Raw genomic sequence first — 26,680 nt, 5'->3', positions numbered from 1 at the left:
CGTTGTACTTCCCATTGTAGCACGTGTGTAGCCCAGGTCATAAGGGGCATGATGATTTGACGTCATCCCCACCTTCCTCCGGTTTGTCACCGGCAGTCTCGCTAGAGTGCCCAACTAAATGATGGCAACTAACAATAAGGGTTGCGCTCGTTGCGGGACTTAACCCAACATCTCACGACACGAGCTGACGACAACCATGCACCACCTGTCACTTTGCCCCCGAAGGGGAAGCTCTATCTCTAGAGTGGTCAAAGGATGTCAAGACCTGGTAAGGTTCTTCGCGTTGCTTCGAATTAAACCACATGCTCCACCGCTTGTGCGGGCCCCCGTCAATTCCTTTGAGTTTCAACCTTGCGGTCGTACTCCCCAGGCGGAGTGCTTAATGCGTTTGCTGCAGCACTGAAGGGCGGAAACCCTCCAACACTTAGCACTCATCGTTTACGGCGTGGACTACCAGGGTATCTAATCCTGTTCGCTCCCCACGCTTTCGAGCCTCAGCGTCAGTTACAGACCAGAGAGCCGCCTTCGCCACTGGTGTTCCTCCATATATCTACGCATTTCACCGCTACACATGGAATTCCACTCTCCTCTTCTGCACTCAAGTCTCCCAGTTTCCAATGACCCTCCCCGGTTGAGCCGGGGGCTTTCACATCAGACTTAAGAAACCGCCTGCGCTCGCTTTACGCCCAATAAATCCGGACAACGCTTGCCACCTACGTATTACCGCGGCTGCTGGCACGTAGTTAGCCGTGGCTTTCTGGTTAGATACCGTCAAGGGATGAACGTTTTACTCTCATCCTTGTTCTTCTCTAACAACAGAGTTTTACGATCCGAAAACCTTCTTCACTCACGCGGCGTTGCTCGGTCAGACTTTCGTCCATTGCCGAAGATTCCCTACTGCTGCCTCCCGTAGGAGTCTGGGCCGTGTCTCAGTCCCAGTGTGGCCGATCACCCTCTCAGGTCGGCTATGCATCGTTGCCTTGGTGAGCCGTTACCTCACCAACTAGCTAATGCACCGCGGGTCCATCCATCAGTGACGCAAAAGCGCCTTTCAACTTTCTTCCATGCGGAAAATAGTGTTATACGGTATTAGCACCTGTTTCCAAGTGTTATCCCCTTCTGATGGGCAGGTTACCCACGTGTTACTCACCCGTTCGCCACTCTTTTTCTTTCGGTGGAGCAAGCTCCGGTGAAAGAAAAAGCGTTCGACTTGCATGTATTAGGCACGCCGCCAGCGTTCGTCCTGAGCCAGGATCAAACTCTCATAATGATTTGTTTGAATGACCATACGGTCATTAAGCTCATAAAAATTAACTTTGCTAGCTATTGCTTGCATGTATTTGTTTCAATAAATTGAAACGTCCTACACATTGGTTCGTTTGCTTGCTTTGTTCAGTTTTCAAAGGTCTACCGTGCTGTGTTAGCAACTTTTATATCATATCAGAGCGACAGTTGATTGTCAACTCTTTTTTAAAAGTTTTTTTCAAGAAGTTGTTATTTAACTTCTTTCTTAACCTCAGCGACTTTTTCATCTTACCATCTCAACCGTTATATGTCAAACACTTTTTTGAAAATTTTTTTTGATTTATTAGGTTTTTCAGAGATGATATTTTTTCGACTTTGTTATAATAACACTTGTAAAATGTTTCGTCAACAACTAATTTCAAAAAAGTTCAATCAGTGTTTGTTACAAATGTCTTAACAAGGACAAGTAATAATATAGCAATTCTTAAAGGAAAAATCAACTAAAAAAATAGGCTTTTGGGCAACTATTTTTATAAGCGAATTATTCATTGTCAAACGATTCGAACGTTCGCTTATAAGAAGTATTTCACGGCTAAATCTATCAATAATGGATAAAAAAAGAGAACTTAAGCTTTTCGCCTAACGTTCTCTTTTCGTCCGATCTTCCGTTTGAAGAATCGGTATATAAATTCGAAAGATTGTTCCTTGGCCAATGACACTCTCCGCCGTGATTTTTCCTTTATAGCTTTCCAATAGTTGTTTTGCTATAGATAACCCCAAACCATTGCCACCTTTGGTTCTAGCACGAGCTTTATCTACCCGATAGAAACGATTGAAGATCTTATCGAGGTCTTCTTTGGAGATGCCTTCCCCGAAATCTTGGATGGCAATTTCAAAAGATTGACGATCCAATGAAATGGATAGATGAACTTCTTTTCGATCAGTGGAATACTTTACTGCGTTATCCAAGACAATAATAATGATCTGTTCAAAATGATTGCGATAGATTTTCAGCTTCAACTCATGATACAAATCATCATCCAATGTAAAGACAAAATCCGGATACAGTATTTTAAAGTTATTGAACACTTGATAGACAACTTCTTTTGCATTAGTTGTTTCATTTGCATAATGAACATCCACTTGTTCCGCTCTTGAGAGATCCAACATTTCCTGTACTAGCGTCTTCATTCGACTGATCTCTTGCATACTGGCTGCGAGGGACTCATCCAAGATCTCTGGATCATCTTTCCCCCAACGTTGCAACAAATTCATGTGTCCTTCAATGATTGCTACGGGTGTCCGTAACTCATGAGAAACATCTTCAACGAATCGCTCTTGCTGCTCAATGTACAGGCGCATGCGATCCAACATCTCATTAAATATATCTGCTAAATCAGACAGTTCATCATTCGTATTTAATTCTGGCATATGCACGGTTGACTGCGGGTTTTTCCGAACAGTTTCCATCGTATCCCGTAGTACCTTTAACGGCTGAAGGAAATATGCTGATAAAAAGAACCCGAGTACACTGCTGAGAATCAGAGAGACGACTTCTAAGATAATCAAAGTCAGCAGCAGTTTGCTGCGTATTTCATAAAAAGAAGTCAACTCATAAAAGGTTTGTGCATAGCCAATCCGCTCTCTGGTGCCTTTTGAATAAATGGGTTGGATCGAGAGAAAGCCTGTGATACCATCCAGCGTTACGATAGTTGGCGCTTTGCGCTGCGTGTCGATCAGTGCTAAATCATTTTCATGGGTTTTAAACACAAGGTCCTCATTCAAATTATAAACAAACAGGCTCAATGGTGCTTGGCCTAATTCCGAAATAAAGGAGTCGATTTTCATTAAGTTGCCATCGATTGTTGAAGTGCGATCATAAATGCTCGTCGTTCCCGCATCATTTTTGGTTAAATTACGATACGTTCGGACCAATGTTAGTTCTTGATCCGAATTGGCTAAACGAGAAGCAACCTCTGACATCGTCCGCTCCACATTGTTTTCTTCTTTAGCGACGATCAAATTCACCGATGTTTTATAGGTGATCACGGCAAAGATCGTAAATACGACGAATATAAAGAAAGAACTTGCGAAGGCCCACTTTACAGTTAAAGAAGGCCCCTTCAGTTCTTTTAATTTTTTCATTCTTTTTTTAAGGTTCACGACCGCATCACATAACCTGTACCACGAACGGTTTGGATATAGCTTTCCTCCCCTGGTACATCAATTTTATTCCGTAAGTAGCGGATGTAAACATCGACAACGTTGGTTTCAACTTCTGTCTCATAGCCCCAGACTTTGTTTAATAAAACATCTCTGGCCAAAACGACATTAACGTTTTCCATTAAAGTCAACAATAGCTCATATTCGCGTTTCGTTAGTTCAATGACATCTGTTCCGCGACGAACGACACGATTTTCTTTTTCAATCGTTAGGTCTCGGTATGTGATCGTGGTTTGTTTTGCAACGTTTTTGTCCCCTTCGATATCGATACGGCGAAGCAACGCACGTAAGCGTGCCAGCAATTCTTCAATTGCAAAAGGCTTCACAATATAATCATCGGCACCATGATCTAAACCTGATACTCGATCAATCACGGAATCTCGTGCGGTCATCATGATGATCGGGGTGTTCTTCGATTGACGCACGCGGCGGCAAACTTCTAACCCATTTAACTCAGGAAGCATCAGATCCAATAAGATCGCATCCCATTCATTATTCAGCGCCGCATCCAGTCCCGTCCGTCCGTTGTAATGAACTTCAGTATTATACCCTTCATGCTTCAATTCTAATTCCACAAATCGAGCTAAGTTCTTTTCATCTTCAATGATTAGAATATTACTCATTATTGATAGCCCCTTTATTGATTATTCTGCCTTTAAATTAGACATTATCTGTCTTATTTTATCATGTATCTAAAAAATAAAAAAGAGATTGACCGAAAGTTCTCACTTTCGGCCTTTCTCTTTTGGATTCTCTTAAAGCTTACGCTTCGTCATACCATGAATAATGGAAAATTCCCTCTTTATCTGTCCGTTCATACGTATGCGCTCCGAAGTAATCCCGTTGTGCTTGGATCAAGTTCGCTGGCAAACGATCAGAACGATAAGAATCGAAGTACGCGATCGCAGATGAGAACGTCGGCACAGGTACACCGGCTTGGACAGCTAGTGCAACTACTTCACGTACAGAAGATTGATAACGTTTCGTAATATCTTTGAAGTAGTCATCTAATAGTAAGTTTTCAATGTCGGCATTCTTGTCATAAGCATCCGTGATTTTTTGTAAAAATTGAGCCCGGATGATACAGCCTGCACGCCAAATTTTGGCAATTTCACCAAAAGGAAGATCCCAATCATACTCTTTTGATGCTGTACGTAATTGCGCGAATCCTTGTGCATAGCTCATGATCTTACTGAAGTATAATGCTTCGCGGATCTTATTGATAAACTCTTCTTTGTTTCCTTCAAAAGCAACTGCTTCTGGTTTTGGTAAGACTTTGCTGGCATTGACCCGTTCTTCTTTGTAAGCCGAGATATAACGGGCAAAAACAGATTCAGTGATCAATGGTAGTGGTACGCCTAGGTCTAAGGCACTTTGGCTTGTCCATTTCCCAGTTCCTTTATTACCAGCAGCATCTAAAATCACATCAACGATTGGTTTGCCTGTACCTTGATCGTCTTTGCGAGTCAAAATATCCGCTGTGATCTCAATTAAGTAGCTATCCAATTCGCCTTTGTTCCATTCAGCAAAAATATCAGCCATTTCATCAACAGATAGACCTAATATGTTTTGCATCAAGTCATAAGACTCAGCAATCAGCTGCATGTCCCCATATTCGATCCCGTTATGAACCATTTTTACGTAATGGCCTGCACCGTTTGGTCCAATATAAGTCACACAAGGTGTTCCATCTTCGGCTTTTGCAGAAATTTGTTCCAAGATTGGCGCAACCAATTCATACGCTTCTTTTTGTCCTCCTGGCATGATCGAAGGACCTTTCAAGGCGCCCTCTTCCCCACCAGATACACCTGTACCGATAAAGTTGATTCCTGAGTTTGCCAACTCTTCGTTACGACGAACCGTATCTTTAAAGAAGGTATTTCCGCCATCGATCAAAATATCGCCTTTGTCTAGATGAGGCAATAATTCTTGGATCGTTGCATCTGTCGCAAATCCTGCTTTTACCATTAATAAAATACGACGTGGTTTTTCAATAGATTGAACAAATTCTTCTATCGTATAGGTTGCTTTAAAATTTTTATCTGGATGTTCTTTTACTACTTCTTCTGTCTTTGAACCAGTACGGTTAAATAAGGCAACTGAATAACCGCGGCTTTCGATGTTCAACGCTAAGTTTTTGCCCATAACAGCCATACCGACAACGCCGATTTGTTGTTTTGTCATCTTTCATCCTCCTAAGATTCAATTATCTTTTTCATTATAGCGCAAATGTACCTGCTTTTGAACTATTCTCTTTCGCTGGACAAAAATATTTCTGAAAAGTTCCATATTAGTCAAAAAAACAAAAAAACCTCAGGCTCCATGGTTAGCCTAAGGTTTTAGAATCCTCTTTCTGAAAAAAAGGAATTATGCTTCTTTTGTTGCTACGTCTTTGCCATCGTAATGACCACAGTTTGAGCAGACATGGTGGCTTTTTTTCATTTCACCACAGTTTGCACATGCGTTCAAACCGTTGATTGTCAATTTGTAATGTGTACGACGTTTTGCTTTCTTCGCTTTCGAAGTTTTTCTAGCTGGTACTGCCATTTTGCTACACCTCCTTGTTAATGAACGCAACCTTGAGGCTGCAATTTATTCCAATCCTACGCGTTATCGTCATCTGATTCAGTGAATAATTCGGATAATTTTGCAAGACGAGGATCAACTTGTTGAGCTTGCGCTTCTTTTTGATTTGCAAAGTCTTCTTCTGACAAAACAGCCCAATCGTTGCCAGATGGCATTGCTGAACCTTGCTTTTCTTCTTCTGTCAGGACTTGCAAAGGAATCGCAAGTAATAGGTTATCAGCGACTGATTCATCTAAGCTGATGGTTTGACCTTCAACGATCAAAACTTCTTCTTCGACGATCGTTTCATCGCGACGCTGAAATTGCTCTGGTGTCATGAAGTGTTCATCCACTGAAAAATCAAAAGGAATCGCTACAGGTGTCAAAGAACGAGTAGATGGCAATGTCATCGTCGTTTCTACTTGATAGTGCAGCAAGTATCCTTGCTTATCAACACTCATCAGCCCTTTTACTTTTACAGGAGACAAATCAATGATCTGTCCATCGCGTTTTATCAGTTGACTCTTTAAGTCAAGTGTTTCTTCAAACATCAGCGGTGTCTCTTGGTATTTTTTTAATTCCAATAAAGACCATTTCATTTTTATCACCCCTAAGCAACAAAAGCAATTATACAGGGCTTCTGAGGCTTTGTCAATGAAATTTTCTTGACACCTTTTTCATTTTTGATCGTGTCATTTTAATGCCCTTTCTCAAGGGATTTCGACCCTCTCAAAAAAACAACAGGAAGCGCACAACGTGCACTTGCCTGTTGCTTGATCAATCGTTAAAAATCATTAGATCGCTGTTGTTTCTCCACGATAAACGATACCGCGACGAGAATCAAGAGTAACCAATTCGCCATCTTTGATGGTTGTTGTTGCGTCTTTGGCACCAACGATGACTGGTAGATCTTTCGCGATTCCGACAACTGCTGCATGAGAAGTCAAGCCGCCATCTTCAACAACTAAAGCTGCTGCTTTTTCGATTGCTGGCATATATTCTTTATCTGTTGTTGGTACAACTAAAATCATGCCATCTTTTGCTTTCGCAATTGCTTCTTCGGCACTGTGAGCGATCACGGCATTGGCAACAACTGATTTTTCACCAATCCCTTGCGCTTCAAGCAATTTTGAACCGATCAATTGGATCTTCATGACGTTGGTTGTTCCGCGTTCACCAACAGGAACACCGGCTGTGATCAAGATTAGATCGCCTTCTTTAGCAAAACCTAAATCAACTGCTTGTTTTGCTGCTAATTCAAACATTTCATCAGTTGTTGATGGTTTTTCAGCAACGGTTGGGTAGACACCCCAGTTAAGCATCAAGCCACGTTTTGTACGTTCATCAAATGTAACAGCTAAAATGTCAGCATCTGGACGATATTTAGAGATCATTTTTGCAGTGTAGCCAGATTCAGTCGCTGCAACGATTGTTTTAACCCCTAGGTTTTTCGCCGCACGAGCAACAGATAAACCGATTGTTTCTGTTACATCTGTTTTATCGAATTGGTTGATTTGGAATGTGCTGTTTTCTGATAAAGCTTTTTCAGCTTCAACGTCGATCCGTGCCATTGTTGCTACTGCCTCAACAGGGTAGTCACCGTTTGCTGATTCACCAGAAAGCATTGTTGCATCGGTACCATCAAAGACAGCATTGGCAACGTCAGAAGCTTCTGCACGGGTTGGACGTGGGTTTTGTTGCATTGACTCTAACATTTGTGTTGCTGTGATAACTGATTTACCAGCAGCGTTACATTTTTTAATGATGCTCTTTTGAACCATTGGTACTTCTTCAGCAGGGATCTCAACACCCATGTCCCCACGGGCAACCATGATACCATCAGAAACTTTGATGATTTCATCGATATTATCGATACCCTCTTGTGATTCGATTTTAGAGAAGATTTGCACATGAGTCATGTCTTTTTCTTCTAAAATTTCACGAATTTCTAAAACGTCTTGCGCTTTACGTACAAATGAAGCGGCAATGAAGTCGATATCGTTATCAAGACCAAAACGGATATCTTCTGCATCTTTTTCAGTAATACCAGGTAAGCTGATTGATACGCCAGGAGCGTTGACCCCTTTACGTGATCCTAACATTCCAGCATTTTTAACAACAACCACTAATTCGCGGGTTGCTTCGTCTTTTTCTTTGATTTCCATGTCGATCAAACCATCATCAAACAAGATGTGTCCGCCCACATGAACATCTTCAAATAAACCAGGATAAGTTACAGCAATTTTTTCTTTTGTTCCTTTGTGTTCTGGATCCATTGAAATGCGTGTTTCATCGCCAACGTTAAATTGGATGTATCCAGCACGACCAAAGTCAGCTTCTGTCGTATTTTGTACAGTTGTACGGATTTCAGCACCTTTTGTATCTAAAAGGATACCGACATCTTTACCAGTTTTCTTCACGGCTTCACGAACCATTGTCATACGCGCTAATTGTTCTTCATGATCTCCATGAGAGAAGTTAAAGCGGAAGACATTCGCACCGGCTTCAATCAGTTGAGAAATAATTTCCACACTGTTACTTGCTGGTCCTAATGTACTTACGATCTTTGTTTTTTTCATTACTAAACGCTCCTATTCATTTATTTAAAATAGCTAATAAGCTTTTTTTACAAAATTACTGTTGCGTTGCTCTAAAAAATCTCTTTAGAATGAGATTTCTTTGTTCAAGTTATACAAGCTAAGATCTGGCTTGTGACGATTGTTTTCAAGGGTTTCGATAATATCAGAAGCAATCATTTCATTGTTTTCGATACCGATACATAGACCGCCTTTGCCTTGTTGCAATAATTCAACGGCATATGAACCAAATTTACTTGCTAACACACGGTCACGAGCGCTTGGTGAACCACCACGGACAACGTGTCCTAGAATTGATACACGTGTATGGAAATCGCCGTATTCAGAAAGTTTGTCAGCAAAATCATTTCCGCCCATCACGCCTTCGGCTAAAACGATCAAGCAATGTTTTTTCCCGCGGTCGCGTCCTTCACGGATACGATCAGCAACAACTTGCATGTCAAAATCATGTTCTGGGATGATGATTTCATCTGCACCACCGGCCACACCTGACCATAAAGCGATATCGCCAGCACCACGTCCCATTACTTCGATCACAAATGTGCGGACATGTGATGTCGCTGTATCACGGATACGGTCAATCGATTCTAAGACAGTATTGATTGCTGTATCAAAACCAATCGTGAAATCTGTTCCTGGAATGTCGTTATCGATCGTTCCTGGAATCCCGATTGCTGGGAAACCGTGGCGAGTAAGTGCCATCGCACCATGATAAGATCCATCTCCACCAATCACGACTAGCCCTTCGATGCCAAATTTCTTTAATTGCTCGATTCCTTTTAATTGCCCTTCTTGTGTCGCAAATTCTGGATAACGTGCTGAATATAAGAATGTTCCACCACGTTGAATTTTGTCACCAACATCAGCAACATCTAAGCGACGAATGTCGCCTGCGACTAGTCCGGCATAGCCATAGTTGATTCCGTATACTTCAAGTCCGTCAAAAATACCCTTTCTGACAACTGCGCGAATCGCTGCGTTCATTCCTGGTGCATCGCCGCCACTGGTTAGAATTCCAATGCGTTTCATTATTCTTTCACCTCATCAAAAGATTTTGTTTAGGGAAGCCCCTGTTTGCTAGTTTTCAAGTAATAACCACGAGACATATTCTACCATTATTCCATGAAAATGTCTTGAAATAGTGGGAAAAAGTTGAAAAAAGTGTAAGTTGAATTATCGTTTTCGGAAAATTACTTGAAAATTACATTTCCATTTCCTAATAATGCCTTCAGTTGTGTGACAAAGTTCGGCTCATCCGTTACCCAGTTTTCTTCTGCTAATAACACTTTTTTGCCACTACTTTCATAAAACATCACCACTGGAATATTTCCTTGATGCTGCTTCATTTCCTTCGACAATGCTTGCAGGTGCGACGTTTCGGCTTCAGCAGAAATCTTTAAGTAGCAAGTTTGTGGCGCAATTTTATTTTGAACGTTTTCTGCTAAGTCTATTTTATCAGCAATGAGTTGGATTTCACCATTGTAACGACTTACCTCGACCTTTCCTTCAATATAGAGAACAGCATTTTCTTCGATCAAGGAACGCACTTGTCGATAAACGATGGGAAAAATCGTTACTGAAACTTCTTTGCTAGCATCCGTTCCTTCAACAAATGCCATCTGTTCGCCTTTTTTTGTACGTATCTCCCGAATCTTGCGGACATACAAAAGGATGCGGACCCGTTCATTCGGAACCAGATCGGCAATATCGGTGATTTGTTTTAATTGATGCAATTTTTGAAACTGTTCTACGGGATGGCCAGACAAATAAACACCTAAGTATTCTTCTTCCAAAGCCAGTTTCTCTTCCAGTTTGTAATCGGCAACGGCTTCTTCTTTTAAAGCCATGGTTTCTAAGAGATCCAAACTGCCGCCACTATAAGTAATATTTTGGATTTTCCCTTCTAGTTGGATCAATGCTTGTTTTCGATTAGGCGCAATCACATCGAATACACCGATGCTCAAAAGCGGCAATAAATAGTCCAACTTTAACCACTTGCTGTTCCGCTGATTCAAGCGAAGTAAAAATTGATCCATGGACGTGAAATTGCCATGCTCTTTTCGTTCTGTCAAAATGTCTTGGATCATGTCGCGCCGAATCCCTTTGATACTGCTGAACCCAAAGCGGATTTGTTTCTCATTTTGCAGTTGAAAACTAAACCCACTGGTATTGATCGATGGTGGCAATACTTCTACGCCATAACGTGCGGCTTCATTTAAGTATTCTTTCATTTTGCTTGCAGTATTGCGTACCGAGTGCAAGATCGAAGCAAAAAAAGGTGCCGGATAGTGCACTTTCAAGTACGCCATTTGAAAGCCGATAAAGGAATAGGCAAACGCATGGGAACGGTTAAACCCATAGTTGGCGAAGCGCTCAATATAGTCATAGACCAAATTGGCGGTCTTCTCGTCATAATGATTGGCCAACGCACCTTGCACAAAATGGCGACGTTCTTCATCCAACACGTCTTTTTTCTTTTTACTGATTGCTCGCCGCAAAATATCTGCCTGTCCTAGGCTAAAACCAGCCATTTTGGAAGCTACTTGCATGATCTGTTCTTGATAAACAATGATTCCGTAAGTGTTTTGCAAGATTGGAATCAAGCTGTCATCCGGATAAGAGACCCGCTCTTGTCCTTTTTTCCGCTTGATAAAAGTATCAATATTTTGCATCGGTCCCGGGCGATACAAGGCATTGACTGCAGCAATGTCTTCGATACTTTCTGGCCCTAGCTTGCGCAAGACATTGCGTATTCCCGCTGATTCAAATTGGAAGATCCCTGCCGTCTCCCCTTTTTGAAACAAACGCAATGTTGCTGGATCATCAAGAGGAATCTCTTTTTGGGTTACGATTTGTTGGCTGATTCGTTTGATACCTTTCAAGGTATTATCAATGATCGACAAGTTTCTCAAACCTAAAAAATCCATCTTCAATAGGCCAATGGCTTCCACGTCATTCATGGTAAACTGGGTCAGCCAAATCCCATCGCTGCCTTCTTGCAAAGGCACCAAATCAAGCAGATTCTTGTCACTGATCACCACACCGGCGGCATGGGTCGATACGTGACGGGGCAGTCCTTCTAAGATTTTGGCGACTTGAAACATTACTTGATTCCGCTCATTGAACGAAACCAGCTCTCGCAGCTGATTGGATTGTTCATAAGCAAGATCTAAGGTCATTTTCAAGGCATTGGGGATGGCTTTTGACCAGCGATTAGCTTCACTTTGCGAGAGACCAAAGACCCGAGAAACATCTCGCAAAACCATTTTGGCCGCCATGGTACCAAACGTGGCAATCTGTGCCATATATTCTTGCCCATATTTTTGGCGCACATACTGTAAAATCTCGTCTCTGCGATTGTCAGGAATATCTAAATCAATATCAGGCATCGTGTAACGTTCTGGATTCAAGAATCGTTCAAACAAAAGATCGTATTTGATTGGATCTACGTCGGTGATCGATAAAACATATGCCACCAGTGCTCCAGCAGCCGATCCCCGTCCAGCGCCGGTAACGATCTCTTGTTGGTGGGCAAAGTCCATGACGTCCCAAATAATCAAGAAATAGTCATCAAAGCCCATCTTATGGATAACGGACAACTCATAATCCAAACGCTGTTCGTACGCCGATGTAACGTGGGCAACACGCTGAGGCAGACGCTCAAAACAAATTTTCCGCAAATAGTCCGCAGCACTTTCTTCGGCTGGTAGCGGGTAATGAGGCAACAGCCGCTGATGCAGCGGCAGCTCGACGGCGCATTCAGCTGCAATCCGCTGATTATTCATCAATGCCTGCGACGCTTCGCCAAATGACGCAGTCAATTGGTCTGCCGGTTGTAAAAAAAGCTGCGTAGTCGCTTGCTCTTTTGCCTGACGAAAGTCTTCAATTTGCGAACCATCTTTGATATGGGTCATCACTTTGACTGCAAAGGCTTCTTCTTGTGCTAAAGCCGCGATGGGTTGATACGCACATGGTGCAATGTTTTGCTCGTTAAACCAAGCGATCGTTTCTGGATCTAGCCCTTTGCTAGTAATCCCTAAAAACAAGCTCTCAGAATCAAATTTATGGCTGATTGCTCGCAGTGCTTCTTGATTGGCTTCTAGATCATCGTGCTGAGAAGGCAGAAACCCCTCGCCTTCAGGCAGCAAACCAAAGAGATCCTGCAAAGAATCACAAGCAGCTAAATTCAACTGCTCGGTGATCATTTTTTCACTTGATAAACGCATCAAGGTTTGATAGCCCTTGAGGTTTTTGGCAAATACGTACAATGGAAAGGACATTGATCCCTCTCCGAAGGTACAGTCGAACAAAGCGCCAAAAATCGGCTTGATGCCCTGTGCTAGGCATTGTTGATAAAACTCGACCGCGCCATAGAGAACATTATGATCGGTCAGCCCCAATGTCTGATAGCCCATCTTTTTGGCTTGCTCTATATAGTGAGGAATTTTGATCGTACTTTGCAGCAACGAATAGGCGCTTAAGGTGGTGAGCTGTGAATACATTGAAATCCCTCCAAAAATGAAAATTCTCTTTCTTTCTGCTAGTAAATAGATTTGAAAAACAAAATGAAAAAGTGAAAATCTTTACAATAAATATTTTTGTGATAAACTAAAGTCGAAATGGAAGATACGCAGAAAAGAGGTGTCGTCATGCGTTACCTAGTCACTTTATTTTGGACTTTTGTATTAGGTCAAGTCGTTGGCTATCTAGGCAGCTCACTTGCTGGAGCAACTTATGATTTTCAATTAACTTCAATCATCTCTTTGGTCACAGGTGTGGTGATCATTCTTGTTGGTATTATCGCACCAGCGCCTGAAAAGACAAGCCATTAAAAAAAAACCAGTTACCTTTATTGTAACTGGTTTTTTTTTCTTTTCAACTATTCACTGATGTCCGTTTTACGTAAGCTTTTACGGAAATTAAATCCTGAGATAAAAATATTGATCAGTACAAACCCACTAGTTACCCAAAAGACAGCGGGATAACCAAAACCAGCTGCCACCGTTGAACCGACCATCGGACCTAACACTTGCCCAAAGTTAGAAAACATTTGGTTGTAGCTGTAGATGCGGCTGACCCCTTCCATCGGGGTGATCTTGCTGATCAGTGTATTGATGGACGGCATCAAGGCACCGGTAGAAAAACCAAGCAAGAAGCGTAACACGCCTAATTGAAACGGAGTAGAAACAAAGCCCATCGGAATGAAACAGAAAAATGATAGCACTAAGCCCCCCAATAGTACTTTGTGATTGCCATAACGATCACCGATTTTGCCTAAAAACGGCGAGGAGATAATCGCTGAAACACCGGCAACAGAGACGATCAATCCGCTGACGAACAAAATATTGCCCGTATCCCCGCTTAAATCACGAATATACAATGTGAGGATTGGGCTGATGCTGGTTACACCTAGCTGTAAAATCAGTGACGTAATAAACAAGCCAACAAGCAACTGCATATTTTTGATTTGACCAAAAATTTCTTTGATGGACAGCAGATCGCCCTTTTCAACCGGCTCAAAATCTTCTTGAACGAGAAAAATCGTGAGCAAGAGCGTAATTAGCAGCACGACACCGGTAATGATAAAAACATTTTTCATGCCGAACCATTGCGCCAACGCCCCACCCATGGAAGGACCAATCAAATTCCCTGCGATGGCTCCTGTAGCCAATGTCCCAAGCGCCCAACCGCTTTTTTCTCGAGGCGCCTGCGAAGCGATCAACGCAGTCGCATTTGGAATATACCCCGATAAAATTCCGGTAAAGAAACGCATGATCAATAACCAATAGACATTCGGTACAAAAGCCAAAGAACCCATCGTCACTGTCATCCCCGCAGCCGCGCGAATCATCATTAAACGACGACCTTTTTGGTCTGCTAGATTTCCCCAAACTGGAGCAATGATAGCCGCCGCAAACGCCGTTACTGAGATTGCTAATCCAGAAAACAACTCAATTTGACTCTCTGGAGCGCCTAACTCTTCTATATATAAGGGAATGAATGGCATGACAAGACTAAAACTGGCACCCGTAAAAAAACAACCTACCCATGAAATCAGTAGATTTCGTTTCCAATCAATCTTCATTTACAAACCTTCTTTCACAAATACTATACCGTATCGTGAGTAATAATCAAATAAAAAATCTTTCTGCATTTAAAATACAGAAAGATTTTCATCATTAAACTTAACTGATCAAAGCCAAAATGACAAAGTTCAGGATAAACAACGCATTGACGACCCAGATGATCGGAGACACTTCGTTGGCTTTTCCTTTCACTACTTTCACTAATGCATAGAAAATGAAACCAACAGCGATCCCATTTGAAATACTGTAAGACAAGCCCATAAAAATGGACGCGAAGAAGGCTGGAACTGCTTCTTCTAGATCAGTCCACTTGATGTCCGCAAAAGAAGCCATCATCATTACCCCAACCAAGATCAACGCCGGTGCTGTCGCTTGTGCGGGAACGATTGAGATCAGTGGAGAAAAGATACTGCTGATCGCAAAGAGTGCTGCCACCACAACGGAAGTCAAGCCCGTGCGTCCACCAGCACCGATGCCAGCTGCTGATTCCACATAAGTCGTTGTATTTGAGGTCCCTACGATGGCCCCTACAGAAGTGGCTACGGCATCTGCAAAAAGAGCCTTATCCATCTTCGTATTCAACCCATTACTGTTTTCAACCGCTTCTTCATCTTTTTTCGAAAAGATCCCAGTACGACGTCCGGTCCCAATAAAGGTACCGATCGTATCAAAGACATCTGATAAACTAAACGCTAAAATCGTCATGATTACTTGAGGGATTTTGGCAGAATCACTGAATAATGAGCCCATTCCTTCAGAGCCAAACGCAGCCCCAAAGGTGATGCCTAGTTCGCTGATGGAACTTCCTAATGAATTCCCGTGCCAATCAATGGCACTTAAATCCACCACACCCATCAAAATACCAATGATCGTCGTTCCTAAAATACCAAAAATAATTGCCCCACGAACATTTTTCACCACTAATAAAGTAGTCACTACTAAACCAATCACTGCTAACAAAACAGGTGCATTATTGAAATTCGCCAAAGCTGGGACGATCCCCCCATTAAAATTAGCACTCACGATCGTCTCACCGTCGACAACTGAACCCGTCACTGCGGCAGTGTCTGCACTGAAGTTTAGCAAGTTGGCATTTTTGATCCCTACATAAGCCACAAAGATCCCGATCCCGCCGCCGATTGCATGCTGCATGCTTTCTGGAATCGCATGAATGATCATTTTTCTGATTCGAGTCACCGTGATAAAAATGTTGATCAGGCCGCAGATGAAAACCATCGCTAATGCTTGCTGCCACGTATACCCCAAACCAAAAACAACGGTAAAGGTGAAGAATGCATTAAGTCCCATTCCAGGCGCTTGCGCGTAAGGCACATTTGCAAATAAGCCCATGATCAGGGTACCAATCACTGAAGCGATGATTGTTGCTAAGAAAACAGCTTGAAACGGCATGCCTGCAGCAGATAAAATCGTCGGATTCACAAACAAAATATAGCTCATCGCGAAGAAGGTGGTGACCCCAGCCATCACTTCTGTGGAAACCGTCGTTTTATTCTCCTTTAATTTGAAAAACTTTTCCATGTTATGTTTCACTCCTGAACTTTAATCGTTTCTATGAAAAGAAAAAATGAATAATTGCGCTTTTCATCGAACAATTACAAATTATAAGGGAATAATTTTCGCTTTTCAAACCTTTTTCCGAATAAAACGAACCAAAAACGTTTAATGTTCGTGTTTTACTTTGTAACTATTATGAAAACTTACTTGTATTGTGAAATGACAGAAATATGTTACACTTAAGCCACTACCATAAGAGAATGGAGCGAGTCTTTTGAAACCAAAAATCATCGCCATTGATTTAGATGGCACAACCTTAAATACTGAATCCCAACTTTCCCCTCGCACACGTGAGGTACTGGTTCGCGCCACCAAAGCGGGACACTTTGTTACCATCGCTACAGGAAGACCTTTTCGTATGAGTGATCAATTCTATAAAGAATTGGCGCTCACAACACCAATGGTCAATTTTAACGGTGGGTTGGTCCATAAACCTCGACAAGTCTGGGCAAACGAAATGGAGCACTCGATCTCTCGAGAAATTGCGTTTGAGCTCATGGCACAAAAAGAGCAGCTGGGCCTGACGTTTGTGGCAGCAGAAAATCGTGAAACCTTTTTCATCGATGACCTAAGCGGATTTGATCAACACTTTTTCTTTTCGGGTAATGCTTCCGAAAAAAATCTATTAGCAAATTTAAAAACGGATCCCACTTCATTACTGGTGAAAACCGAAAATGAATTAGCAGAATCTGTTTCTTTACGTATCAAGGATCAATTTGACGATGCAGTCGATGTTCGCACGTGGGGCGGGCCTCAAGCCATCTTAGAGATCGTACCAAAAGGGGTCCATAAAGCACTTGGTCTTTCGGTGATCGCGGATTCTTTGTCTTTGGATCGGCAAGATATCATCGCTTTTGGTGATGAACACAATGATTTGGAGATGCTGGATTATGCGGGGTGGGGCGTTGCTATGGCAAATGGCACGCAACAATTAAAATCGATCGCCAATGATGTTACTGACAAAACCAATGCGGAAGATGGCATGGTCGATTACTTGGAAAAATATTTAGGTCTATAAAAAAAGCCGATGCGGGATTGTCCGCATCAGCTTTTTTTTGCTTCCATATTCAAATCAAAGTGTTTCATAAACGATTTCTTTGGCTTCGGGAATCGATTCATCAATAAAGAATACTTTGTACCAGGTCAAGAACGTAAAGATCGTCCAGATTTTTCGCTGAAGATTCGGTTTTCCTTGGCGATGGTCTTCTAGCATTTGCAAAATCGCTGTTTGATCAAAGAAGGTTGCTGCAAAGTCTGACTCAAAAAGGGCTTTAACTGCTTCATACCCTGTTCCTTCTTTCAGCCATGCCTTGATTGGTACAGGAAAGCCTAGCTTTTCACGGTTTGCCCATTCTTTTGGCAAATGACGGTTTGACGCTTGTCGAAACACATCTTTCGTATTGTTTTGATTGATCAAATATTTCGTCGGGATCGTTTGCGCCAATTTTTGCATCTCGATATCCAGTAACGGAACCCGTAATTCTAAAGAACTCGCCATGGACATTTTGTCTGCTTTTAACAAAATATCCTTCGGCATCCATTGATGAAGATCCAAATATTGCATCTTGTTGACCTCGTCTTTGAGACCATTGACTTTCTCATAATGAGGCGCAACGATTTCAGCAACAGATGGTCCTTTTTGATACGTTGGTTTTAAAAGCTGTAGTGCTTCCTCTTCTTCAAAGACCAGGGCTTGCCCGATAAAGAAGTCTTGGGCAGGTGCCGTTGCTTCATAAAGATGAATTCGACCATGGAAGTTTTTCATTTTGCCGATTTGACGCCCTAAACGAAAGCGGATGTTTTGCGGCAGTTTTTTCAAGCCTTGGGCAAAAACGCGAACCGCTTTAGAGTTTGTGTGGAAGCCATAGGCAGCATAACCGGCAAATAATTCATCTGCCCCTTCCCCAGATTGAACGACCCGCACTTGCTGTGCTGCTAGGTTGGCTAAAAAGTACAAAGGGACACAGCTTGGGTTAGAATCCGGTTCGTCCAAGTGATACTGAATCAGCGGAAATGCCTCAAAGGACATTTCACCATCGATGACCGCTGCTGTGTTGTTCAAGCCGAGCTTTTCCGTCAATTTGCGGGCTTCGATCGCTTCGTTGTAGGTTTTGTCATCAAACCCAATTGAAAATGAGTGATCTGGGCGCAAGACCGAGGCCACGTAACTTGAATCGACACCACTGGATAAAAATGAGCCGACTTCAACATCACTGATTTGATGAGCGGCAATTGATTCTTGGACTGCTTGATCGATTTTATCGACCCATTCTTCTCTTGAATGATTTTCTTTCACTGAAAAATCTGCATCCCAGTACTGCTTGATCGTCAATCCCTGTTCATTAAACAGATAATAATGCCCTTCTTGCAAACGATGAACGCCTTTAAAGAAGGTTTCTCCGTTCAAAGGCGAGTATTGGAACGTCAAATAAGGTTTCAACGCCTCCTGGTTTAATTCTTTCTTGAAATCTGGATGAGGCAAAAAGCTTTTGATTTCAGAGCCAAACATGAAACTGCCGTTCATTTGTGCATAGTAATACGGTTTGATGCCAAAGTGATCCCGCGCGCCGAAAAGCTCTTGTTTTTGAGTATCCCAGATGGCAAAAGCAAACATTCCCCGCAGGCGTTGCAAAACATCAATCCCCCACTCTTCATAGCCATGTAAGACTACTTCGGTATCCGCATGGGTAGAAAAGACATGACCTGCTTGGATCAATTCCTCACGCAATACTTGAAAGTTGTAAATTTCACCATTAAAAATGATTACTTTTGTTCGATCCTCATTAAAAATTGGTTGTGAGCCACCTTCTAAGTCGATGATCGATAAACGACGAAACCCTAATGCCACTCGGTCGTCGGTAAATTTCCCTGAACTGTTTGGTCCGCGATGAACGATCCGGTCCATCATGCGTTCAATAATGATTTCTTTTTGGTCTTTTGAATTGACAAAGCCGACAATTCCGCACATATTTTCACATCCGTTTTCATAATCCATTTTCATTTTCTAAAGTAAATCATACCATAGAATTCAAGAGATACGATCTCTTTTTCAAAAAAATACAATCAATATATTTTTGCACAAAACATAATTTGAAGATAAACCTTATGATATCAAGGTTTCCAATCATCTCATACTCTCAATCTTACAAATTTGTTATCTAAGAAAATAGCTATCCTCAAAATTCTTAAGAAATTTTTTATGAATTCTATTTTTCTGAAAATATACAAAGATACTTTTCCCGAATTTACTGACTCCAGCAAACTTCTTTTGCTTCCATTTTCAGCATTGATTTCCTGAAAATAATCAGTCAGATTTGTTCGTTTGATAGTTTTATTGGACTATTGTGAAAAAAAGTGTTATTCTAACTATGGAATTTCGTTATCAACTAACCGTTGCCTTTCAATGACAAGTTTTAAGAAAGGAGAATGACTATGACATTCTATAACACAGATCTACAATATCGTGTAACTCTGGATACCAAATTGAATTTATTTATCGTTTTCGATAAAAAAGATGCGAATCATTTTGCGACTGGAATTACGATCGAGCAAGCTGTACAAGAATTGAAAAAAACTGCATAAGGAGTTTATCCAAATGAAGGATACCGATTCGTACTGAAAGCACCTCGCTAAGGAAATAATTAGCTAGGTGCTTTCTTGTTTTTTGGCTCGCTTTTGTCTTTTGCAGCATCCACTTCTTGCTTCTGTCCACTTTGCTGTTCATCTAGCTGTAAGATTTCATCAACAGATCCTTGCGTAATAAACTTACTCAATCCCTGTGCCGCAACTTTTGTATAACGCATAAAATAATCTTTTTCTTCAAAATCCATCTTCTTGCCTCCTGCTGATACAACTGTGCTTTTATTAAGTTTACCATCTATTTCACTAGTCATTCTTGAGCGTCATTCCTTTAATACTTATGAATGATCCATTAATAGCATACACGTTACATTTGTCAAATCATCCTTTTCCTCTATTCATGAAAAGACAAATCTGTTTTCTGGTACAGAACATAGTACTATTGTCTTTTCAGGAGACTTTTATTTAGGAGGAATTTTTATGGCTACGTTTTTCGCCATTTTGTTTTTCATTGGATTGTTCTGTTTCGTTTTTGGCATTGTCTTATTTTATATTGGGCTAGTAAAACAAAATGCAAAACGAGATCGAAACGTTTTGATCATTGTCGCTTCCGCTTTTATTGCCTTGTTTTCTTATGGTGGCTTGTCCTTCTACCAAGATGTGACATCTTTCGATAGCATCACTGCGCAATTAAGCCTTTCTTTACGTAACGAATCAAGGCAAAGCGAATCCTTTGGCGATGCCGCTGCTTCCATGGAACAACCACAAGGAGAACAAAAAGCTGGCAACAACGAAGCAAGTAGCGCACAACAAGAAGAACCCGCGAACAACGAGCAACATACACCTGAACTTTCTCGTGAAGAAAGAAATGCACTGAATCGTGCAGAAAGATACTTATCCAGCAATGCGTTTTCTCAGTCGAGCTTAAAACGCCAACTACTCTATGAAGATTTTTCTGAGAGCGCAGCAGACTTTGCCGTAGCCACCGTGGATGCCGATTGGAACGAGCAAGCATTGAAAAAAGCGATTCGCTACTCGCAAAATTTATCCTTATCGGATGAGCGTGTGGCGAGCCAACTTTCCTTTGAAGGCTTTACTTCTGAACAAATTGAATACGCCTTAGCACGTTTGCCCGATTGATTCTTTTCGTTTGTTGCAGGACCACAAGCAAAAAAGATATCGGCAAGTTGACGGAACAATTATGCTGTTTTCTAGACCGAGTGTAGGTTAATCGCTTTTCAGATGGTTATCGATCAACCTCGGCAGTCATTTATATTCTTCTGCCCACAACAAACAAAAAAGCCTATCTCGAAAGATAGGCTAAACGCTCCAAAGCGTTGGTATAAGGAGAGTACAGGATTTGAACCTGCGCGCCGGGATGAACCGGGTCGGCGGATTTCGAGTCCGCTGCATTACCACTCTGCCAACTCTCCATAACAGTTATTTTCGCTAGTTTTACAAAAAATGTCAAGAAAAATCTGCATCCAAAATGGAAATGGATACAGATTTTTTGTTCTTTAATCGAAAATATAGTTTTCTTTCTTTTCGATTACGCCTGCGATCGTCTCGTTGATGATTTTGATGATCTGATCATCGGTGGGTGTGATGATACCCGCCGACATTAAGGAAGCCAAACCAGTCACAACGATCCATGCGCCATTATGTAGTGCATTTATCGCATCTTCGGATAGATCTGCATATTTTTCTTCTGATTTGATCAAGGATTTGAAATAGGTGGATGAAAAATCATGCATCAATTTCCCACCGCCGTAGTCGTCGATAAAAAGGGCGATGTAGAGATTGTGCTGCTCTTGCGCGAAGCGTATATAATTCAGGCCTAAATCAACAAGTTTGTCTCCTGTTCGAACGACTGGAAAAACATTTTCCGATAAATCTTTGAAAACAGCCTCCACCAAGGTATTTTTTAAGTCCTGCATATTTTCGAACTCAAGATAAATTGGTTGAGTAGAAATTCCCATGTGCTTAGCGATATTCCGGGCCGTAAAGTTGCCAAAACCTTCTCTATTGATCAGTTCATAAGCGGCCTTCAAAATGTGTTCTCTTGTATAGACCTTCCTTCGCATCAATAAATCCCCCTTTTTATATTTATTTAATTGTAACCGAGATATTCATTTTTTAAAAATAAAACACTCCTTCCGTTATCTTATTTCTATTCACTTTGTTCACTAAAAACGAATGTTTAGTAATAGGAAATGTTCTGCTTTTTTCATTTATCACAAAAAATCCAACGGATGGCGTTCTAGTTATTTTTCAAATCTACTTTTCTTTCTTGTTGAAAACTCGCTGAAATTGTACACTAAGAGTGTAGCACGCAAATTCGATTGAAAAAGGGGTTTGGAAATGGCTGAATCAAAAGAGCTATTATTGGAGACCTGCTTATTAGCAGGGAAAATCATGATGGAAAACGGCTCGGAAGTGTATCGCGTGGAAGATACGATGAATCGAATTGCGGCAAACGCTGGAGAGCAAGGTAGTATTAGTTATGTAACAGCAACTGGACTTTTTATGGGCTTACGCAGTAGCCACTATGCACAAGTAGAAAATGTTCATGATCGAGTCATCAATCTCGAAAAAATCGTTGCCGTCAATGGGCTCTCTCGCGCCTATGCGGAAAATAAACTTTCCTTAGCGGAACTGCATGAGGCATTAAAAAAGGTCAATCAGACAACACCAAGTTTTCCTTACTGGCTACAGGTTCTTAGTGCTGGCGTGGTCAGCAGTACCTTAATGATTATTTTTGGCGGTGCTTGGTTTGACTTTCTAGCGACCTTCGTCATTGGCTGCCTTGGCTTTTTGTGTGCGTATTGGGTCAAGAAACTGATCGACATTCGCTTTTTGGATATGTTTTGTGCCTCCTTACTGATCGGTACTTTGTCTGTCTTAGCGGTCTCTCTTCATATCGCAGAAAACGTCGATAATTTGATTATCGGTGCCGTCATGCCCTTAGTTCCTGGTGTAGCAATCACCAATTCCTTTCGAGATATCTTGGCAGGCCATCTCATTAGTGGCACAGCTCGGGGAACAGAGGCCATCTTTACTGCTGCCGCGATCGGTGTCGGCATTGCCACGGTCTTCACCTTATTTGGAGGGATCTCATGACGATTTTTATTCACCTTTCCTTCAGCTTCTTAAGCACTGTAACCTTCGGCATCTTGACCAATATTCCTAAAAGAGCCTTAGTTGCCACAGGCATTGCTGGAACGGTTGGCTGGATGATCTATTGGTCATTGCAAACGATTGGCTACGGTCTAGGCAGTGCCAACTTCTTAGCCGCATTTGCCGTCGGTTGCGTCAGCATCTTTTTTTCCCGCAGAAAAAAAATGCCCATGATCATTTTTAACATTCCCAGCCTCGTTCCCCTCGTACCGGGTGGCCCTGCCTACAAAGCCGTTCGAGAATTCGCTTTGGGCGACAACTTTGTCGGTTTTGAAAATCTGATGATCGTTGTCATCACCGCTGGGGCGATTGCCGGCGGATTCATGATGACGAGTGTGGTTGAAAAGATCGTCAATCGCTGGCAAGTGAAACGCACAAAAAAACGTCATCCAGATAAAAAAATCTCCTGAAACTATTGGCGCGCAGAAACTATAAATTTTTCTTATTTCAGACTTTAGTACAATGTTTTCTTTTCGGACTTCTTTTATAATAAGGGCATACCTTACAAAACTGTTTGACGTTTGTCATTTGTTTTACTGGATTTTTCTGGTCTCACCCCGTATAGTGAGATTATGAAACATAAAGGAGATGAAGTCCTGTGAGCATAGCAACTTCTCGTCGTATCATTAATACGATTTCTATTATTGGCTTAGGTTTATCGATCGCGTTAACCATCTATTTTATCAATCTAGGTGTTTTCAAAGACATTAATGCACTGCGAGGTCTAGTTGGAAATTCCGTTATCTTAGGACCAATCGTCTTTATCCTATTGCAGATCTTGCAAGTAGTAATCCCGATTATTCCCGGTGGTGTCTCCAGCGCTGCAGGTGTCTTGATTTTCGGTCCTTATCTAGGATTCGTTTATAACTATGTAGGAATCAGTATTGGTTCTGTCATTATTTTCCTGCTTGGCCGACGATACGGTAAACCATTCATTTTAAGTATGATCAGTGACAAAACTTACGATAAATATATCGGCTGGTTAGACAACCAAAGCCGATTTGAAAAACTGTTCGCCCTTGCAATCTTTCTACCGGTTGCCCCAGATGATGCCCTTTGTCTAATGGCTGGCTTGACCAACATGACAGTGAAGAAATTTACGTTGATTATTTTGTTGGCAAAACCTGCTTCAATTTTCTTGTACAGTATGGCATTGATTTACGGTGGAACATTCTTAACTGGTTTGTTAGGCGGATAAGAATCATATGTAAGAAAAACAACGATCAATTCAGCGAGCCGAACGTAAAGAAGCTGCTTTTCAAACAGGGAACTATGCCTGTGGCAAATGTGCTTCTAAAACTGTTCGGCTCTTTTTTACCGCCTTTCTAGAATAAATTGAACCACAATACTTACTTTGTTAGGATGACGACCATGAATTATTTAAAAAACAGCTTAGTCAACACGTGGGATTTTTTGAAAGACAGCAATGCCTACTTCCGTGATGTTTTATTGATGCACGGTGCCTTGTTGTTCTTAGTGATCCCGATATTATCGGCTTCCACCAAGTTCGTCTTAAAGCGCGGCGGCTTGCCTTACCTTTCTTTCGATAATATCGGTAGTATCTTTACAGATCACCCTGTTGTGTTGCTCTCATTAACCCTGATTTTGCTTTTGATCTTATTAGCCGTCTTTTTTGAATTTACTTTCTTGCTGCTGAGTGTCTATTTTATCAAAAAGAAGCAGCCCATCAGCTTGCGGCAATTGTTACGAATGACTATTTTGCAATTGCGCAAATTACGGCCGATGACCTTTTTATTTTTCCTTTTTTACTTCTTACTGATTTTACCCATCGGTGGATTGAGTTTTAATTCGGATTTACTCGCAAAAATCAAAATCCCTGCTTTTATCATGGACTTTATTTTTGCCAATCGTGTCTTGATCATTGGGGCAGTGCTTTTGGTTTATGTTTTGTTGATTTACTTGGGGATTCGCGTGATCTTTGCCTTACCGGAAATGATTTTACGTGATCTGCCCTTTCGAAAAGCGATCAAAGAAAGCCTCCAAGTAACAAAACGCCGTTTTTTTGCCATCGTTGGTCAATTTGTCTTTATCGGTGGTAGTATCTTATTGATCACGACTCTGGGCTTCACGCTGCTGATTACCCTTCAAGCGGTGATTGAAGTTGTTACACCGGACTATGCGTTGTATAGTGCTGTTTTTATTATGACTTTCTTGCAGTTTATTTTGTTACTGAATGTCATTTTATCGACCGTGGCTATTTTTTACATCATCGTTGATTTCATGGATGATGAAGGCTTTTTACCAGAGATCCCTTCGTGGTTCCACCAAGAACCATTGAACCAGCGACATTTTCTAGGACTGAAAAGTTCCTTGTTTACCTTGGTCACGGTACTTTTTGGTGTTGGGGTTAGTCTGTATAATATGAACTATCTGACCTCAGCTGCTTCGATCCATCCGGTAACGATCTCCCATCGAGGGGTAAGCGACGGACAAGGGGTCCAAAATTCCCTTGAAGCGTTACGTTTTACTAGTGAGAAATATCAGCCGGACTACGTGGAAATGGACGTCCAGCAAACAAGTGATGGTCATTTTATTGTCTACCATGATTTTTCTTACCGGCCTTTGACAGGCAGCAAAGGAAAACCCGAGCAATTGCCCTTGAGTTACGCCGAATCACTGACGGTTTCAGAAAACAACCAGACAGCCCGTATTCCAACTTTTGACGAGTACTTGGCGCTTGCCAATCAGTTGGACCAAAAATTACTGGTGGAGATCAAAACCCAACAAAAAGATACTGCGGCACTCGTAGATGCCTTCTTAGACCGATACCAAGAGGATTTAGTTGCAAATGGGCATATCATGCAAAGCCTCTCCTATACAGTAGTTGAAGAATTAAAAGAGAAGGCGCCTGAATTGACGTCGGGATACATCATGCCTTTCAATGTCGTAGGGCCGCCACTGACCAGTGCCGACTTTCTGACAATGGAATACAGTACGATCAACCGCAATTTCATCGCTTCTGCCCGGACCGATGGCAAGGAAGTGTTCGTTTGGACCCCCAATGATGCGGATACTATCAGCCGAATGCGTTTTTACGGTGTAGACGGGATCATTACTGACCAAATGGGGATTTTAAATGAAGAGTTGAGTTTGTCGGAAGAAGACATGACTTATTCAGACAAACTATTGAATTTCGTGATTGGCGTTGGCTGATCTCACACAAAGAAAAATACTGCTCACGGTGATCCGTTGAGCAGCATTTTTTGCTAGTTGGTTAGGCAACGTTCGTTTGCGTACAAATTTTATTGAAACTGACGATCATCCGACGATTACAAGCTTCTACTTGTGCTTGATCTTCTTCTTCATAACTTGAAGCGACGATCAACGCCGTATGTACGTATAGTTTTTCCACCACACCAATCACAGGCTTGCTCGCCCCGACAGGTCGGCAGACATATTTTTCACCGATCGTAATATTCTCCATATCCTCACCTCAACCGTTTTCTTTCATAAAGATATAATAACAAAAAAGCATCAAATTGAAAACGTTTTATTTCAATTTATCACGCATTTGTCACCAAGAAATGACAGTTTCGTTCGTTCAAACGCACTGGTTTGTTCGTGCCACTTCTTAAAAAGCATTTTATACTAAAGGAAATCAAAAGGAGATGA

General features: G+C 41.7%; 22 protein-coding genes, 1 tRNA gene and 1 rRNA gene (1 of these 24 only partly in view). 8 read left to right on the top strand and 16 right to left on the bottom strand.

The window, feature by feature from the left end:
* The 9 genes from IGJ42_RS04935 to dnaE form a co-directional block, all read right to left on the bottom strand.
* Window positions 1–1,270: ribosomal RNA gene (locus IGJ42_RS04935) — 16S ribosomal RNA — on the bottom strand (it extends 290 nt beyond the left edge of the window).
* 614 nt (window positions 1,271–1,884) lie between these two features.
* A complete protein-coding gene (locus IGJ42_RS04930) occupies window positions 1,885–3,390 on the bottom strand; it encodes a HAMP domain-containing sensor histidine kinase (RefSeq protein WP_034872519.1) in 1,506 nt (501 codons plus the stop codon).
* 14 nt (window positions 3,391–3,404) lie between these two features.
* A complete protein-coding gene (locus IGJ42_RS04925; RefSeq protein ID WP_005229193.1) occupies window positions 3,405–4,091 on the bottom strand; it encodes a response regulator transcription factor in 687 nt (228 codons plus the stop codon).
* Window positions 4,092–4,230: 139 nt separating this feature from the next.
* Window positions 4,231–5,652: an NADP-dependent phosphogluconate dehydrogenase gene (gndA, locus tag IGJ42_RS04920; protein ID WP_005229192.1), complete on the bottom strand. Its 1,422-nt coding sequence runs from the start codon at window positions 5,650–5,652 to the stop codon at window positions 4,231–4,233.
* Between the two features lie 183 nt (window positions 5,653–5,835).
* The gene (gene rpmF / locus IGJ42_RS04915) at window positions 5,836–6,015 is read right to left on the bottom strand and encodes a 50S ribosomal protein L32 (protein ID WP_430615987.1); all 180 of its coding nucleotides are present in this window, start codon (window positions 6,013–6,015) and stop codon (window positions 5,836–5,838) included.
* A 56-nt stretch (window positions 6,016–6,071) separates the two neighbouring features.
* Window positions 6,072–6,632, bottom strand: coding sequence for a YceD family protein (locus tag IGJ42_RS04910; RefSeq protein ID WP_005237175.1), 561 nt, complete (start codon window positions 6,630–6,632; stop codon window positions 6,072–6,074).
* A 195-nt stretch (window positions 6,633–6,827) separates the two neighbouring features.
* On the bottom strand, window positions 6,828–8,612 hold the full coding sequence (gene pyk / locus IGJ42_RS04905) for a pyruvate kinase (protein WP_005229179.1): 1,785 nt from the start codon (window positions 8,610–8,612) through the stop codon (window positions 6,828–6,830).
* Between the two features lie 84 nt (window positions 8,613–8,696).
* Window positions 8,697–9,659 (bottom strand): 6-phosphofructokinase, encoded by a 963-nt coding sequence (gene pfkA, locus IGJ42_RS04900; RefSeq protein WP_005237177.1) that lies wholly within the window; start codon window positions 9,657–9,659, stop codon window positions 8,697–8,699.
* A 161-nt stretch (window positions 9,660–9,820) separates the two neighbouring features.
* Window positions 9,821–13,132: a DNA polymerase III subunit alpha gene (gene dnaE, locus IGJ42_RS04895; protein ID WP_086332185.1), complete on the bottom strand. Its 3,312-nt coding sequence runs from the start codon at window positions 13,130–13,132 to the stop codon at window positions 9,821–9,823.
* A gap of 147 nt (window positions 13,133–13,279) precedes the next feature.
* On the opposite strand from dnaE, the gene IGJ42_RS04890 reads away from it, so the two are divergent.
* Entirely contained in the window at window positions 13,280–13,462 is a 183-nt protein-coding gene (locus IGJ42_RS04890) for a YjzD family protein (protein WP_008377814.1), read from the top strand.
* A 47-nt stretch (window positions 13,463–13,509) separates the two neighbouring features.
* Here the strand turns inward: IGJ42_RS04890 and IGJ42_RS04885 are convergent, their stop codons facing one another.
* Together IGJ42_RS04885 and IGJ42_RS04880 are read right to left on the bottom strand one after the other, a co-directional pair.
* Entirely contained in the window at window positions 13,510–14,715 is a 1,206-nt protein-coding gene (locus IGJ42_RS04885; RefSeq protein WP_016619879.1) for a multidrug efflux MFS transporter, read from the bottom strand.
* A 100-nt stretch (window positions 14,716–14,815) separates the two neighbouring features.
* Window positions 14,816–16,255: an NCS2 family permease gene (locus tag IGJ42_RS04880; RefSeq protein WP_005237180.1), complete on the bottom strand. Its 1,440-nt coding sequence runs from the start codon at window positions 16,253–16,255 to the stop codon at window positions 14,816–14,818.
* Between the two features lie 250 nt (window positions 16,256–16,505).
* On the opposite strand from IGJ42_RS04880, the gene IGJ42_RS04875 reads away from it, so the two are divergent.
* A complete protein-coding gene (locus IGJ42_RS04875; RefSeq protein WP_005229159.1) occupies window positions 16,506–17,309 on the top strand; it encodes a Cof-type HAD-IIB family hydrolase in 804 nt (267 codons plus the stop codon).
* A gap of 54 nt (window positions 17,310–17,363) precedes the next feature.
* On the opposite strand, the gene asnB is transcribed toward IGJ42_RS04875, so the two are convergent.
* Window positions 17,364–19,259 (bottom strand): asparagine synthase (glutamine-hydrolyzing), encoded by a 1,896-nt coding sequence (gene asnB / locus IGJ42_RS04870; protein WP_061054487.1) that lies wholly within the window; start codon window positions 19,257–19,259, stop codon window positions 17,364–17,366.
* A gap of 464 nt (window positions 19,260–19,723) precedes the next feature.
* On the opposite strand from asnB, the gene IGJ42_RS04865 reads away from it, so the two are divergent.
* Entirely contained in the window at window positions 19,724–19,873 is a 150-nt protein-coding gene (locus IGJ42_RS04865; RefSeq protein ID WP_005229155.1) for a hypothetical protein, read from the top strand.
* A gap of 59 nt (window positions 19,874–19,932) precedes the next feature.
* On the opposite strand, the gene IGJ42_RS04860 is transcribed toward IGJ42_RS04865, so the two are convergent.
* Window positions 19,933–20,121, bottom strand: a complete 189-nt coding sequence (locus IGJ42_RS04860; protein ID WP_008377804.1) for a hypothetical protein — start codon at window positions 20,119–20,121, stop codon at window positions 19,933–19,935.
* Window positions 20,122–20,350: 229 nt separating this feature from the next.
* Here IGJ42_RS04860 and IGJ42_RS04855 point away from each other — a divergent pair, with 229 nt between their 5' ends.
* On the top strand, window positions 20,351–21,010 hold the full coding sequence (locus tag IGJ42_RS04855; RefSeq protein WP_008377802.1) for an Ltp family lipoprotein: 660 nt from the start codon (window positions 20,351–20,353) through the stop codon (window positions 21,008–21,010).
* Between the two features lie 205 nt (window positions 21,011–21,215).
* Here the strand turns inward: IGJ42_RS04855 and IGJ42_RS04850 are convergent.
* Window positions 21,216–21,303, bottom strand: a tRNA-Ser gene (locus IGJ42_RS04850).
* A gap of 84 nt (window positions 21,304–21,387) precedes the next feature.
* Complete coding sequence (locus IGJ42_RS04845) at window positions 21,388–21,954, bottom strand: TetR/AcrR family transcriptional regulator (RefSeq protein ID WP_086299272.1); 567 nt, start codon at window positions 21,952–21,954, stop codon at window positions 21,388–21,390.
* 277 nt (window positions 21,955–22,231) lie between these two features.
* Here IGJ42_RS04845 and IGJ42_RS04840 point away from each other — a divergent pair, with 277 nt between their 5' ends.
* From IGJ42_RS04840 to IGJ42_RS04825, 4 genes are all read left to right on the top strand, one after another.
* The gene (locus tag IGJ42_RS04840; RefSeq protein WP_086332184.1) at window positions 22,232–22,990 is read left to right on the top strand and encodes a threonine/serine exporter family protein; all 759 of its coding nucleotides are present in this window, start codon (window positions 22,232–22,234) and stop codon (window positions 22,988–22,990) included.
* Window positions 22,987–23,457, top strand: a complete 471-nt coding sequence (locus IGJ42_RS04835; RefSeq protein WP_005237187.1) for a threonine/serine exporter family protein — start codon at window positions 22,987–22,989, stop codon at window positions 23,455–23,457. The genes IGJ42_RS04840 and IGJ42_RS04835 overlap by 4 nt, the downstream gene beginning before the upstream one ends.
* A gap of 188 nt (window positions 23,458–23,645) precedes the next feature.
* The gene (locus tag IGJ42_RS04830) at window positions 23,646–24,245 is read left to right on the top strand and encodes a TVP38/TMEM64 family protein (RefSeq protein WP_005229140.1); all 600 of its coding nucleotides are present in this window, start codon (window positions 23,646–23,648) and stop codon (window positions 24,243–24,245) included.
* A 173-nt stretch (window positions 24,246–24,418) separates the two neighbouring features.
* Window positions 24,419–26,221 carry a glycerophosphoryl diester phosphodiesterase membrane domain-containing protein gene (locus IGJ42_RS04825; RefSeq protein ID WP_086332183.1) on the top strand — a complete coding sequence of 601 codons (1,803 nt, stop codon included), beginning with the start codon at window positions 24,419–24,421 and terminating at the stop codon, window positions 26,219–26,221.
* A 61-nt stretch (window positions 26,222–26,282) separates the two neighbouring features.
* Here IGJ42_RS04825 and IGJ42_RS04820 read toward each other — a convergent pair whose 3' ends face one another.
* Window positions 26,283–26,492, bottom strand: a complete 210-nt coding sequence (locus tag IGJ42_RS04820; protein WP_086332182.1) for a hypothetical protein — start codon at window positions 26,490–26,492, stop codon at window positions 26,283–26,285.
* Between the last annotated feature and the right edge of the window lie 188 nt (window positions 26,493–26,680).

The sequence above is a fragment of the Enterococcus sp. DIV1067f genome, from assembly GCF_050543505.1.
GTDB lineage: Bacteria > Bacillota > Bacilli > Lactobacillales > Enterococcaceae > Enterococcus_D > Enterococcus_D entomosocium.
Note: the sequence above shows the minus strand (reverse complement) of the source record. Positions and strands in the feature narration are given on the sequence as shown.